The sequence below is a fragment of the Paenibacillus sp. FSL R7-0179 genome, assembly GCF_038002265.1.
Taxonomy (GTDB): Bacteria; Bacillota; Bacilli; order Paenibacillales; family Paenibacillaceae; genus Paenibacillus_AQ.
This window is the reverse complement of the sequence record NZ_JBBOCC010000001.1, coordinates 783,977-797,313: the sequence shown is the minus strand read 5'-3', so window position 1 is coordinate 797,313 and position 13,337 is coordinate 783,977. Positions and strand designations below refer to the sequence as shown.

Here is a 13,337-nt window from a genome sequence, read left to right as displayed (position 1 = left end):
ACGAGAGAAAGAGAGAATCAAAGGGTTTGATAAAGAAATGTTCGGTCGATTCTGGGAACAATGCAGACAAGAGGGTTTGACGGAGTTGTTCCGTAACAGTCATAATTGTTCTTGTCTTCACGAAAAGGAGGTGTCACAAGTTGCCGATAGAACCTAAGAACCTGTCCACTAAGCAAAGGTTTGTAGAAGCGCTTATGAATGAATCACTTGTGGATCTGCAGTCCATTCCGAAAAGCGATTTGCATAACCACGCCGGACGCGGAGGGAACATTCGATATATTAGCGAGTGGGCGCATGTTGACATAGAGCCGCCGGCGGAACCGTTCCGATCGTTGCAGGATATGCAGCAATGGTTTGTTGAATCTGTGAAACGGCATTGCCCTGGTATTCAAGGTTATTTGAAACGGATTGAAGCTTCCTTTGCGCAAGCGGCTGACGACCATATTGAGAGATTGGCATTAAGCTTTGGAGTGGATGAGGTGTATACCTTGGGAGGAATGGAGCCATTTATGCGGATCATGAATGAATATCATCGCCGGTGTGCTCCTGAAACACAGTTTCTCCCGGAGCTGGCTTTGGACCGTGCCTGCAATGTAGATGAAGTGTATAACCGGTTAGATGAAATATTGGCTTACCGCTGGTTTCGCTCCATCGATATTTGTTGCGATGAATTTGCTCAGCCGATTACATCCTTTAAGTCCATTTACCAAGCTGCGAATACGGCGGGGCTGGCGCTCAAGGCTCATGTGGGGGAGTTCGGAACCGCAGATGATGTTATGGAAGCTGTTGAGGAGCTCGGGCTTCATGAGGTTCACCATGGAATTGCAGCCGTCCGTTCGCCCCAAATTATGAGCTGGCTTTCTGCTCACCATATTCAACTGAATGTCTGTCCTACTAGTAATATCATGCTTGGTGTAGCGGAGAACTACGGCAGCCATCCTATTCGGAAGCTGTATGATTGTGGGGTACCTGTGACGATTAACACCGATGATTTACTGATCTTTAATCAAAGCGTTTCTCAGGAATACATGAATCTGTATCAAGCGGGATTAATGACAGCAGAAGAGCTGAACGAGATTCGTATGAGAGGACTTGGGGCGTTTTTCGATGTGTCTGAAGAGGATCTGGGCATTCTTGAAGATCTAAGGGATCGTTGATAGGACTAGTAGCTCATCAGATCTAAACGTGAGAAAATTACTTTAACTCATGGCTTGCTGAGGGTTTACCGCGCCACGTTTAGAGTGCAAGGGGAGGCTTAATTGCAATTTGTACAACTAAATCGCCTTATGTGCCGCTAAATCTCCGTTTAGTTGTATTTCCTGCAATTAAAATGCCTCTAGTTCTGGATTTTCGCCCATATGGGCAAATTTAGTTGTACAGACTACAATTAGAAGAGGAACTCCACCCGTTTAACTGTTTTTAGTTGCACAGAATACACTTACCCCTTTTTTTTCGCTACGAATTCAGCTTCATCCCTTACCACATTTATGGAATGAAGTCACTTGTTTAAATCTGATGTGGTACTAGATAAAGGCAAGGTGTCCAAATGGCTGATGAATATATCTGGGTTATTTTTGTTGCTGAGCAGAAGAGCGGAGAGCTGGTTGGAATGGATGCGATCCATCATGAGCATTTTCATTTCAAGGAGATGGACGAGTAAGTTTAACTAAGTCAAGGAGGCTTCTTATATGAGCGCAGCAGAGCTGCCTTTGAGCGATGGCCCTAAGATCCGCAAAGAAAAAATAATTGCATCAAAGATGATCCGTATCTATTGCAAGAAAAAACATCATGGGCAGGAGCTCTGTGAGGAATGCCGGAATTTAAATGAGTATGTTATGAAAAGACTCTCCTATTGCAAATTCGGAGAAGCGAAGACCGCTTGTGCGAAGTGTCCGATTCATTGCTATACACACGCTTACCGCCAGGAAATTAAGCGCGTGATGCGTTTCTCAGGACCATGGATGCTGCTGTATCATCCGGTAGAATCCATAAGGCATATCCCCATACCGGAGAAGTTAAAAAAAAGGTTGTCACGATAGCCGGCAGGCGACTCCAGCTAAAAACAACCAAGGAACAGGATGGCCCTGCGCCTTGGCTGTTCGTGGTTACATATATCCCTGCCCCAGCCATTCCCGCTTCAATATAGCGAACTGCTGGGTGTTCTCATACTTCGGCGTTCCGTCTTCATTCGTGGTGAAGGAGATGAATTCGAGGAAGCAGCCCTCCCGGCGCATCCCCAGCTTCTCGCAGAGCTTCTGCGATCTGGAGTTGTCGTCCTCGACGTAGGCGTAGATGCGTCTGGCTTCCTGCTCCAGAAAAAGATAGCGCAGCAGCGCGCGGGCGCTTTCGCTGGCATAGCCGACGCCCTCGTAGGCCGGGTTGAAGTGCCAGCCTACGCTATAGGTATCGGGCTCCTCTTTCATGCAGAACAGATCGCCAATGATTGCCCCGGTCTCCTTCAGAGTGACGGCCAGATGGGAATCGTCCTGACTCCGTTCGCTGGCAGAAGCGAGGGCTTCTTCTAACGTGGATAGGCGTTCGCTAAGGAAACAGTTCACCCGCGGATTTGCTAAGTACTCCAGCATCCCCGGTGCATCTGACTCCCGGAAGTTTCTGATGATTAATCGCTCGGTACTGATGTCTTGCATGATGGTTCCTCCTTAAGGTTGGGGTTGTGGGGTATTTACCGGCAAGCGGATGTGGACGGAATACTTGCTTCCAGTGCTTGTAAACGTGATTTCGCCCTTATGCTGGCTGATGATTTTGTGGCAGGTCTTGAGGCCGATCCCGGTGCTATGGATTTCATGGGCCGCCCTTTTAATAGCATTCGTGATATCCATCAACAGCCAGCGGCCTTCAATCCTATACGCAATAGTGACGGGGTCAGACGTATCGGCATACTTCGTAATGTTGGAGAAGAGATTGTCGAATACCCGCCTGAAGGAGATCAGGTGAAGCTCCACGCGGAAAGGGACAGGGGAAGGCTCCCATGCTAGCTGTAAGCCGTGATTCTCCAGCAGCATCGACTGCTCATCGATTAACTGATCCATGAGCTGAATCCCATCGTAGGACTCGAATTCCAGATCATTCTCCTCTGTGTTATAGACGGTGAAATATTCAAATAGCTTGTCGGACAGATGCTTGATCTGATAGGCTTTTTTCCTGCTGTTATGAATGTATTTCGCTAACGCTTCCTGATCCTGATACTTCTTGTATTCAATGATGTCCAGGTAGCCGACCAATGCGGTCAGCGGTGTCCGCAGATCGTGGGACATGGCGGTGACCAGCTCGCTGTTGGCCAATCTGGCCTGCTCCTCGCTCTCCAGGCGCTCAATGAACGACTTCCGCATCTCATTGATGCTCTGGGCCAGCGACGACAGCTCGTCCTTCCCCCTCAGTGTAATCGGATAGTCCAGATTCCCGCCCTCCAGAATTTTAATCTCCTTCTCCAGCACGCCAATGTAAGAGGTCTTCTTGTTGATGAAGAACAGGACCAGGACGATGAAGAATAGGAACGACAGAATCACACCCAGAATCGTGATGAGGTTGTAATACTTGTATTCAAAAAAATACTCCATATACACCTGAGCAGCCGTATCCGCAAAGGTAACCGTGGAATACTGGGATTTGCTGAAAATGTTAGGGTCCGGCAGGAACCTCGTGTTCTCGGTCTTGATCGTGTACCCGTCGGTAGAGTAAAGGAATTGGTTATCCTTATAGAGATAGAGGTTCACGTACTTGGCGTCTCGGACCCATGCGGCGATCTTCGCGTCATCCTTAAGCGCAAGATGCTGCCCGGAGATATATTCCTGGAGTGCCGGAAGGGCTTGCTCTTCTTGCTTGTTAATGAACGAGCTTCTGGTCCGGTAATGCTCCAGCAGATCTTCACCTGTGGACTGCAGCAGCAGGAATAATCCTGCAGAAGCCACGAACGAACCGATCAGGCACAGGATTAATTTCAGTTTCAGCCTGTTCCACCGCAGCTTGTTATTCAATCCGGTACCCCTTTCCCCAGACGGTTCGGATGAATTTGGGATTCTGCGGGTCCTTCTCCAGCTTCATCCGCAGATTGCGGATATGAACCATCACCGTATTGTTGCAGCTATAGAAATAAGGCTCGTCCCATACACTCTCATAGAGATTCTGCGCCGAGAAAATCTTGTTGCGGTTGCCGGCCATCAGCGCCAGCAGCTTGTACTCAATTTCGGTCAGGGTAAGCTCCTTCCCGTTCATCAATACCTCGTTGACTGCACGATTAATGCTTAGCCCGTTGAAGGTAATTACATTCGAGGGGGAGGAGGTATCCTCCTTGCCTTTGTATACATAATATCGCCTCAGTAAGGCTTTCACCCGAGACACCAGTTCGGTGTAGGAGAAGGGCTTGGAGAGGTAGTCGTCGCTTCCGGCCGAGAAGGCCAAGGTCTTATCGGAGTCTTGAGTCTTGGCTGTCAGGAAAAGAATAGGTGCACTGGTCATCTCACGAATCTCCACGCAAGCCTTGAAGCCCGATTTCCGGGGCATCATAATATCGAGAATAATCAGATCGATGCTATCGTCTACTTTATTCACGGCATCTTCACCGTCTACAGCCTCAATGACATGGTATTGCTCGCTCTCCAGGAGCACCCGGACAATCTCCCGGATCTCGTAGTTGTCGTCGGCTATGAGTATGGTCTTCGCAGGACTCATCATTTTTCCATCCCCCTCCTTTCACGAGCACTTGCCGTGCTTACATTATAGATTGTCCATAGCGCTTAAACCACCGGATGACAGGCGACTTAAGAATTCTTAAGGAATTCCATGCCCGGATCTTAAGAATATCCACCTAAGCTGGAGGTATGTTAAGCCAGTGAAGAGAGGGATTCGAATGGATTGGTTATTACACAAAAAGCGGGTCAGCAAGGTTCTCCTCGCTTGCGCAGGCCTTGTGACCACGATTGTATTCATCAGATACCTGCCGGAGCTTCTGCGACTGACGATGTCGCTGGATGCCTTCCGGGATTATATCCTTTCTACAGGAAAGCTAGGTCCGGTTATGCTGGTTCTCTTCCAGATTCTCCAGACGGTGATCGCACCCATACCGGGAGAGGTCGTTCAAATTGCCGGGGGATACATCTATGGGACAACGTTAGGGGCAGTCTACGTGACTGGGGGGATGATGCTGGGGGCGATGATTGCCTTCTATTTCACCAGATTTCTAGGCGGGTCTTTCATTGAGCGGCTGCTGCAGAAGGACAAGTTCAAGTGGATGCGGGGGATGATGGATAATAAGAAATTCTCAATCTTCCTGTTCATTGTTTTCATTATTCCCGGATTCCCCAAGGATATGTTCATCTATGCCGCGGGATTGACGACGATGAAGCCCCTAAGATTCTTTATGATCCTGCTCGTTGCCAGATTCCCGTGGCTGCTGGCCTCCGTGAGCGTCGGGGCTAATATTTACGATAAGAATTATGGCCCCACCATCGTCATTTCCGTTATCTCAGTCCTAGCCTTTATCCTGGGACTAATCTATAAGGACAAGCTAATCGACAAATTATCTTCCTTCAAAGGCGGCAAAAGCGAGTCGTAATCAGCGCCCTTCGATTTTGACCACAGGTGTGCACAAGAAGGTCAGCGTCAGCTCAGGAGGCATGCATTGGTTCTGGTACCATTCATAATTCGGTCTTGAAGGGTCGGCTCTCCAGCCGCTGGCGGGCAGCCATTCCTCCATCCAGCGGTCCCAGGTGGGGCCGATCTCTTCCGATGAGCCGAAGTGAACCGTCACCGCATACAGCCCTTCGGGAATGATGTACTCCTGCAGGCCGTATGTGCCCGTGAAGTCATCCGCTACATGTACGGCGGCGTAGGATCTTTTATCCTTCACCGGAATCTGCGGGTCATGGTCGGGAAAGACCGACATCCACTCCTTGGCATGAGGGTATAGCTGATGTTCTCCCAGGATGCTGTGGAAGCTCTCCCAGGCATGTGGCAGGCCCCAGTAATCCCCTTTATTAAGAACGCCAACGATTCGTTTTGCAGCAAAAGCAATAATCTTCGTCTCCATTGAATGCACTCCTTCAGGATTAAGGTAGAACCAATTCGGCTGAAGCCGCTCGCTGTAATGCAGGCCTACGGATGAGAAGAGGCAGCCCTCCCAGCTGGGGAGCTTCCGGGCCAGGGTCGGTGTCAGGCCATAAGTGTGCTTAAATGCTTTGGTGAAAGCCTCTGCTGTCTCGTAACCGGCATCGAAGGCGACCTCTGTTACGGCTGTCTTCGAGTTCCGCAGGGCATGCATGGCCTTCTCCATACGCAGTCTTCTCAAGCATTCATGCACATTCTCGCCGGTCAGCTCCCGGAACTTACGGTGGAAATGATACGGCGAAGAATAGACCTCCCTAGACATTTGCCTGAAATGCAAGGGCTCATCCAGTGTGTTCATCATCCTAAGAATCGCAGTCTCTACTTTACGGTGCCAGTCGGTTACTGTATTGGCTCTCATAACACCTCTCATTTTAATCCCGGCGGGAGAATCGTACCTGTCTCGCATTGCTTTTTTGGTCGGTCTGCTCTGTAGCTCCATTATAAGCAACGAGTAGGAATGATGTCTGTAATTTGGACATAGAGTGGAACTACAGGAGGCGTTGCATATGTTAATTCAGCTTAGTGTTGCTTTTGCGGCGGTCGCGTTTATCTGTCTGGCCGTGTTCTTGATTCTTACGCTGCGCAAGGGAATGACCACGCTCGGGGAGACCAATAAGACGCTGGGCGAGGTGAGGAATGCCATCCATGGATTGACAGGAGAGGCGACTCAGCTCATTCACACGGCGAATCAGGTCACCCGGGATGTGAAGGGGAAGATCAAGACCATCGATCCGATCTTTGAATCGGCGCACAATGTAGGGGAAGTCATTCAGACTGTGACCGAGACCTTCAAGAAGAACGCTACAGACATCGGTCAGAACCTCAGCCAAGAGCCTGAGAAGGCTGCGGTCAAAAGTAAAAGCGGCCAGATCCGCGTCAACACGAAGTTTCAGTAGCCGTTGTATCACCAATAGTAGCGACAATTCAAGGCACCCTGGGCGGGTGTCTTTTTGCATGCAGGTATCATTTCGCTGCAAAATAATCATTTTCTCATAATAGCGCATAATCGCAGGCGATATGAGCAAATGATTGTTTCAGCACTAATTCGGCTTCTGCTATGCTCGGGGTATCCGTGAGGCTCAGATTCTTATGTCCTTCAAGGATACAGATCAGCGGGTAAAGAGGGGGTGAAAAGAGAAGCAACATCAAAAATTGCAAGCGGTTACATGTAATTCTGCAACAAATAAATCCGGGGAGGCAAATGAATGAATAGGTTAGTTGCGAAGGTAACCAGTATGGCTTTGTTGTTTTCTCTTATACTCACTCTGATATATGGCGGATGGGGAACCGGGGCAGTGTACGCTGCGGGGGTTACGCTGACAGGCAGCGGTGGCGGGAATGAAGCGGCGTATGCGGAGTGGTCGCCTGTCAGCAATGCGTCTGGTTATAATGTGTATGTCAAGGCTTCAGGTGCAGCAGACTCGCAGTATCAGCAGCTTCACAATGAATTAATCCGCAAATATGCTTCCTACTGGAGAGCGGACGCCGTAGGCCTTGCAGCGGGAAGCTATGTCATGAAGATTGAAGCGGTATTGTCAGGCGGAGGAACGGTTAATACAGTTACGGGTACACTGAATGTAACGCCGTATGACCGGTCCGGATTTGCTTTCTCCTCCAACTCTCCGTTTGGTACAGGCTCAGGTGCTTATAACAACAACGGAACGCTCAAGAGCGGCGCACAGGTGCTGTATATCACCTCGCAGAATGCCAAAACCGTAACGCTTCCCGTAGTGGTCAGCAGCTCGGGTACCGTGCAGACGGGAGTAGGTCTTGGCGGCATTCTTACTCTTCGGCAAAAAGGCTATGACACAACGCCGCTGGCCATCCGCTTTATCGGGAAAGTGAACGCAGCGGATCTCAGCGGACAGCTTAACAGCAGTGGTTACTTGGAGGTAAAGGGGAAAAGTAACTATACCCAAATGAACCTGACAATCGAAGGGATCGGCAAGGACGCCTATGCCTATGGCTGGGGGCTGCTGCTTAGATATACAGGGAATGTGGAGGTTCGGAATCTGGGCGTAATGCTGTTCCCGGATGACGGCATTTCCATGGATACAGGCAACGCGAATGTGTGGGTGCATAATAATGATATTTTCTACGGATCAGCGGGCAGTGATGCGGACCAGGTCAAAGGCGACGGTTCCACAGACCTCAAGAAAGGCTCCACGTATATCACCATTTCGTACAACCACTACTTCGATTCCGGCAAAGCAGCTCTGGTCGGACTTAGCGAATCGGCAGAGTTCTTCGTCACCTTCCACCACAACTGGTTCGATCATTCCGACTCGCGTCACCCGCGGATCAGAGTGGCCTCGGTCCATGTGTATAATAACTTCTATGACGGTGTATCAAAATACGGTGTAGGCGTAACCACCGGCGCTTCTGCCTTCGTGGAAAGTAATGTGTTCCGCAATGCCAAATACCCGATGCTTAGCTCCCTCCAGGGGACGGATGCACTGGGCGAAGGCACATTCTCCGGGGAGACTGGCGGGATGATTAAGGCCTTCAATAACAGTATTACGGGGGCGTCCAGTCTCATTTATGCCAACTCCAATACCGGAACAGCTCCGGCAAATGCAGCCTCTAACGATGCTTACCTGGCCTCATCGAGAAGTGAAGCCGTTCCCGGCTCATACAAAGCACTTGTTGGCGGAACAGCTTATAACAACTTCGATACGCTGGTCGATACAGGTGTCAGCGCAGCAGCTGTTGATAACGTAAGCGTAGTAGGGCAGAAAGTTACAGCGGGAGCAGGACGCCAAGGGGGCGGCGACTTCAGCTGGACCTTCAATAATGCCGTGGACGACACCTCCTATGCCCTCAACGCGCCGTTAATGTCTGCCATCCGCAGCTACACCTCAGGGCTGGTGTTTGTGGGAGGCAATGCTAACCCGGGAGGCCCAACGCCGACTCCAGCGGCGACGCCTGTGCCAACGGTAACACCGGTGCCAACGGCAACACCAGTGCCAACAGCGACGCCGGTACCGACAGCAACACCGGTGCCGACTGTAACTCCAGTGCCAACAACTACTCCTGCCTTGGGAGCTGCGGTTCACAATTTTACAGCGTCAGGAACTTCGAGCAGCTTCTTCACCATTCAAGGCAACCTCTCCACCAGCAAAGGAACGGTAGTCTATAACGGCCTGACCTTAACACAATGCCTGAAGATCGAGAGCGCCACCAGCATCCAATTCACCTCAGCCAAGGCGTCCACACTGACGCTGGTGTTTGGCTCCGAGGGAACCAAGATTAAGGTGGATGGGACAAGCTATCCCATAACGAATGGTGTGGCCACCGTCTCCCTTGCGGCGGGTGCGCATACGATTACAAAGGATAGTGCGGCTAATTTGTATTATTTGGTGGTGGAGTAGGGGAGAAATCCTTCTCCGCTGGCAGTAACCTGGGCGGCCTGAATGGGCCGTCTCTTTCTTTCGGTTGAAGAGGCACTATTGTGCCTCTCACGAGTGAGTATTACTATGATCATAATTTGCTATAATGAAGGGTATAAGGGTAATACTCCATGTGAGGGGAGCGCTTGAGATGCTGAAGAATTTTTCGTTCCAGAGCTTTAAAAGCTTTGATTCATCTATTCTAGAAATTGAGAAATTAACATCGGTTATTGGCACTAATGCAGGCGGTAAAACCAATGCGATTGAAGGGATGAAGATACTCTCTGAGATCGCTTCAGGAAGAGACCTATCTATTATTCTGGATGGCTCTAAGAATGTGGATAGTGAGATCAGAGGTGGTAGTGTAGGCTGTCCCAGAATTGGTACAGATATATTTACCCTGGGATGTCTGGTGGATATTGATGCGGAGTATGACTTGGAGTATTCCATAACCATCAAAGTGAGCAATCGTGTTTTTGTGCTTACTGAGCATTTGTTGAAGCTATCCTCTAGCGGCGCAAAGCCGATGACCATTTTTCAGACCAAAGACACACCTGACGATTATAGCGATATGAACGTTGAATATAATAATGGGCGCAAGGGGAGAAATCCCGAAGTGACCTGTATTCGTTCTGTCTCTGTTCTATCACAACTATCTTCGAAGATGCCTACGACTACAGAGAATAATAAGAAGAACGTGTCTTATATAAATCTGGTTCTGGAACGCCTGGGGAAGATACTCTTCTTAGATCCTTTGCCGGTTCGAATGAGAGATTATTCAAGGATGAGCGACCATGAGCTAAGACCTACGGCCGATAATATTTCTTCTGTTATATATGAATTGTGCAAGAATGAAGAGGTTAAGCAAGAGCTGCTGAACGCCCTAAAGGATCTGCCGGAGAATGAAATTTTGGATATTGGGTTCATAGAGACTTCCATTGGTGATGTGATGTTCTGCCTGAAGGAGAAGTATGGTGAACGCTCGGAATTCGTGGAGGCCAAGCGTCTCTCGGACGGTACTCTCAGATATGTGGCCATTCTATCCTCGCTGATTACTGAAGACCCTGATACTATGATTGTGATAGAAGAGGTGGATAATGGAATCCATCCCAGCCGAATTAAGAGCCTGATCCAAACGATATCCAGACTAACCAAAGAGAGACAGATAGATGTTATTATTACAACACATAATCCAACCTTGCTGAACGCTCTATCCAAAGAAGAATTGTTTGGGGTTGTTTTGTGTTACAGGGATCCTGAGGACGGCTCAAGTAAATTCTATTCCTTGCCGGACATGGAATCCTTACCGGTTCTATTGTCGAAAGGCAATCTGGGCGATCTGACAGTCAGGGACGAATTAGTGAAGGCGGTAAAGAATCCGGCTTTAGATTAAGACTTTGTCAATATCGCAAGTATTTCTGTTATACTTTTAACAAGGAATTAAGTTAACCAAACACCTTCTAAGTGCTATGCGTTAAAAGAAATTTTATATAGTTTATACATAATATGAGTGTACGGATATCTAGATTCTAGTTATAAAATTCCTATGTTCCAGTGTTATATTTAAAATGTTGGACCATACTAATAAAGAAAGGGGTGTACCTATGGCGAAGCATGTTGAGAGCATTAATATTCAATCTTTTCGTGGTATACGTAACTTATCTATTCAAAAATTCGGAGATATCAATGTGCTTATTGGTGATAACAATAGTGGGAAAACTAGCCTTCTCGAAGCTATTATGCTTTTAGTCGGGCCATCTGATTTTTCAAACTTCGCTTCAGTATCTCGTTTGCGAGAGCGATATAACTTTATGAGTAAAGGAAGCCTAGGTTTATATGATTCATTTCTCTATATGTTCGATAGAAGAAACGAAAACTTAAATATTAAGTTGGATGGGGAAGTAAATGAGCATCAAATTGCTATAGAAGTGATTGGTAATAAAGTTAAACAACTAGTAGATCCAAAAGAACTGAGACAATTCTTATCTCCATTAGCCCAAAAAAGACTAACGTTCGAACCTATAGATATTGAAGAAGTTGAAGGTTTTGAGGGGGAACTTAAATATTCGCATGGAGGAGAAACGAAAACTGAACCAATTTTAATGCATAAATACATTAAAAATATCCGTGTTAATAGAACAGAGTATTCCCTTCCTTCAAGATTTATTTCTACAATTGAACACATTGTTAATAACACATCTCGCTCTCTTTTCAAAAGCTCCTCAATTAAGCGTGATGTTGTTCGGGCTTTAAATATTTTTGACAATAATATAATAGATATCGGTATCATTCAGGAAGAGGATCAACGATTTATTCAAGCGCTAGAACACCGTAGCTTAGGGATGTTGCCTCTTTCTACTTTTGGTGATGGAATGAAAAGAATGGTCTCTCTAGCACAAGGAGTTGTCTCTGCAAAGAACGGTGTTCTATTAATTGATGAGATTGAGACATCTATTCACAAAAAAGCAATGAGAGAAGTGTTTAATTGGTTAGTAGAAGCTTGTATTAAATTTGATGTGCAATTGTTTATTACAACACACAGCCTTGAAGCAGTTGATGAAATTCTCAATAGCGATGAGAACTTTCAAGAACAAATACAAACCCATATAATAACATTGGTTAAAAAGGACGAACAGTCTGTTGCACGTGTCCTTGATTCAAATAAAGCTCGGCAAGTTCGTGATGATTACGATATGGAGTTGAGATTATGAAGAGCGTAATCATTTGTGAAGGCAATACAGACTTGGTACTTCTTCAATACTTCCTTGAGAAAACTTATAATTGGGAGTATGTCAACATCAAACATTATACAGATAAAATGAACAGGATAACTGAACCCAATAACCAGAAATGGTTTAGTCATTCATCGGGAAACTCTCTTTGCCTAATTTCTGCTGGGGGCTGTAGTAAAATTCCAGCAATATTAAACAAATGCCTAGACTATAACTCTTTAGGCCCTCTCTTTCCTTACGACAGCATTGCAGTTGTTTGTGATCGTGATGAAGTAGAAACTGAAGCCGTATTTCTTACAAGCCTATTATCTGAATTCAATCGTTATCATGTTCAGTTTGATGGTGAATTTGTTCACAATAATTGGAATATATCTTCATACACTAATGCTCTTCAAAGCCAGCAAAGCTTGAACTGTCTCCCGCTTATAATACCTTTTGAGGATACTGGAGCAATTGAATCTTTCCTTCTAAATGCGCTTAGTCAGGCTTCAGAGCAATCGGATCCTGAAATGGTGGACAAACGTGTCATCGAGCAATGTATTGATTTTATTGATAATATTGACTGTTGTGGAAAATATCTAACACGTCGTCGAGATAAAACTAAGGCTAAATTTGACTCAGTTTTTGTTGTGATGACCCCGGCGGAGGCATTTTCGAATAGACGGAATTTATTAAGATCAGTTCCGTGGGAAGAATTCGAAACAATTCAAATCGGATTTAAACATTTCAGCCATTTTTCACACTAAAACTCCAGATATATCATTATGATGATTAAAGAGGCGGCTAAGCAATTAACCTTTTCTAACTGTCTTCATTTTTTTATGATAGCAGACTCGTTTGTGATATTTTTCACCATAACAATCAAACGAGAAATCAGTCAAATCGATAATCTCCTCAATGTTTAAAGGTGTCAACGATTCTAACGATATGACTGAAGCTAATGCGTCACTCTTAGATCGCTTAATGCTGCATTACGGACCCAAGAGATTCTGCATAACTTACTTCAAGAAATTTTATGCTTTACGTTTATACGTACCATATACACTCTGTAAATATGCTACGCTGACTTAAATCCTAAAGTTAAATGTAGCTT

The 13,337-nt window shown here is 46.7% G+C and carries 12 protein-coding genes; 8 read left to right on the top strand and 4 right to left on the bottom strand.

What is annotated here, in order from left to right; genetic code table 11:
* The first annotated feature begins 140 nt into the window (after positions 1–140).
* Both MKX63_RS03305 and MKX63_RS03300 read left to right on the top strand, forming a co-directional pair.
* Positions 141–1,157: a hypothetical protein gene (locus tag MKX63_RS03305; RefSeq protein WP_341015271.1), complete on the top strand. Its 1,017-nt coding sequence runs from the start codon at positions 141–143 to the stop codon at positions 1,155–1,157.
* 531 nt (positions 1,158–1,688) lie between these two features.
* Complete coding sequence (locus MKX63_RS03300) at positions 1,689–2,039, top strand: nitrous oxide-stimulated promoter family protein (RefSeq protein WP_341015269.1); 351 nt, start codon at positions 1,689–1,691, stop codon at positions 2,037–2,039.
* 66 nt (positions 2,040–2,105) lie between these two features.
* Here MKX63_RS03300 and MKX63_RS03295 read toward each other — a convergent pair whose 3' ends face one another.
* From MKX63_RS03295 to MKX63_RS03285, 3 genes are read right to left on the bottom strand one after another with little or no spacing between them, the layout of a single operon-like run.
* Positions 2,106–2,648 (bottom strand): GNAT family N-acetyltransferase, encoded by a 543-nt coding sequence (locus MKX63_RS03295; protein ID WP_341015268.1) that lies wholly within the window; start codon positions 2,646–2,648, stop codon positions 2,106–2,108.
* A 12-nt stretch (positions 2,649–2,660) separates the two neighbouring features.
* Complete coding sequence (locus MKX63_RS03290; protein ID WP_341015267.1) at positions 2,661–3,995, bottom strand: HAMP domain-containing sensor histidine kinase; 1,335 nt, start codon at positions 3,993–3,995, stop codon at positions 2,661–2,663.
* Complete coding sequence (locus MKX63_RS03285) at positions 3,988–4,692, bottom strand: response regulator transcription factor (RefSeq protein ID WP_341015265.1); 705 nt, start codon at positions 4,690–4,692, stop codon at positions 3,988–3,990. The genes MKX63_RS03290 and MKX63_RS03285 overlap by 8 nt, the downstream gene beginning before the upstream one ends.
* A 175-nt stretch (positions 4,693–4,867) precedes the next feature.
* Here MKX63_RS03285 and MKX63_RS03280 point away from each other — a divergent pair, with 175 nt between their 5' ends.
* Positions 4,868–5,572 carry a TVP38/TMEM64 family protein gene (locus tag MKX63_RS03280; protein ID WP_341015264.1) on the top strand — a complete coding sequence of 235 codons (705 nt, stop codon included), beginning with the start codon at positions 4,868–4,870 and terminating at the stop codon, positions 5,570–5,572.
* Here MKX63_RS03280 and MKX63_RS03275 read toward each other — a convergent pair whose 3' ends face one another.
* Positions 5,573–6,481 (bottom strand): AraC family transcriptional regulator, encoded by a 909-nt coding sequence (locus tag MKX63_RS03275; RefSeq protein WP_341015263.1) that lies wholly within the window; start codon positions 6,479–6,481, stop codon positions 5,573–5,575.
* A 148-nt stretch (positions 6,482–6,629) separates the two neighbouring features.
* On the opposite strand from MKX63_RS03275, the gene MKX63_RS03270 reads away from it, so the two are divergent.
* From MKX63_RS03270 to MKX63_RS03250, 5 genes are all read left to right on the top strand, one after another.
* A complete protein-coding gene (locus MKX63_RS03270; protein ID WP_341015261.1) occupies positions 6,630–7,019 on the top strand; it encodes a DUF948 domain-containing protein in 390 nt (129 codons plus the stop codon).
* 309 nt (positions 7,020–7,328) lie between these two features.
* Complete coding sequence (locus tag MKX63_RS03265) at positions 7,329–9,494, top strand: pectate lyase family protein (RefSeq protein WP_341015260.1); 2,166 nt, start codon at positions 7,329–7,331, stop codon at positions 9,492–9,494.
* Between the two features lie 169 nt (positions 9,495–9,663).
* Complete coding sequence (locus tag MKX63_RS03260; RefSeq protein ID WP_341015259.1) at positions 9,664–10,905, top strand: AAA family ATPase; 1,242 nt, start codon at positions 9,664–9,666, stop codon at positions 10,903–10,905.
* 211 nt (positions 10,906–11,116) lie between these two features.
* Positions 11,117–12,223 (top strand): AAA family ATPase, encoded by a 1,107-nt coding sequence (locus MKX63_RS03255; RefSeq protein WP_341015258.1) that lies wholly within the window; start codon positions 11,117–11,119, stop codon positions 12,221–12,223.
* The gene (locus tag MKX63_RS03250; RefSeq protein WP_341015257.1) at positions 12,220–12,990 is read left to right on the top strand and encodes a hypothetical protein; all 771 of its coding nucleotides are present in this window, start codon (positions 12,220–12,222) and stop codon (positions 12,988–12,990) included. The genes MKX63_RS03255 and MKX63_RS03250 overlap by 4 nt, the downstream gene beginning before the upstream one ends.
* The last annotated feature ends 347 nt before the right edge of the window (positions 12,991–13,337 follow it).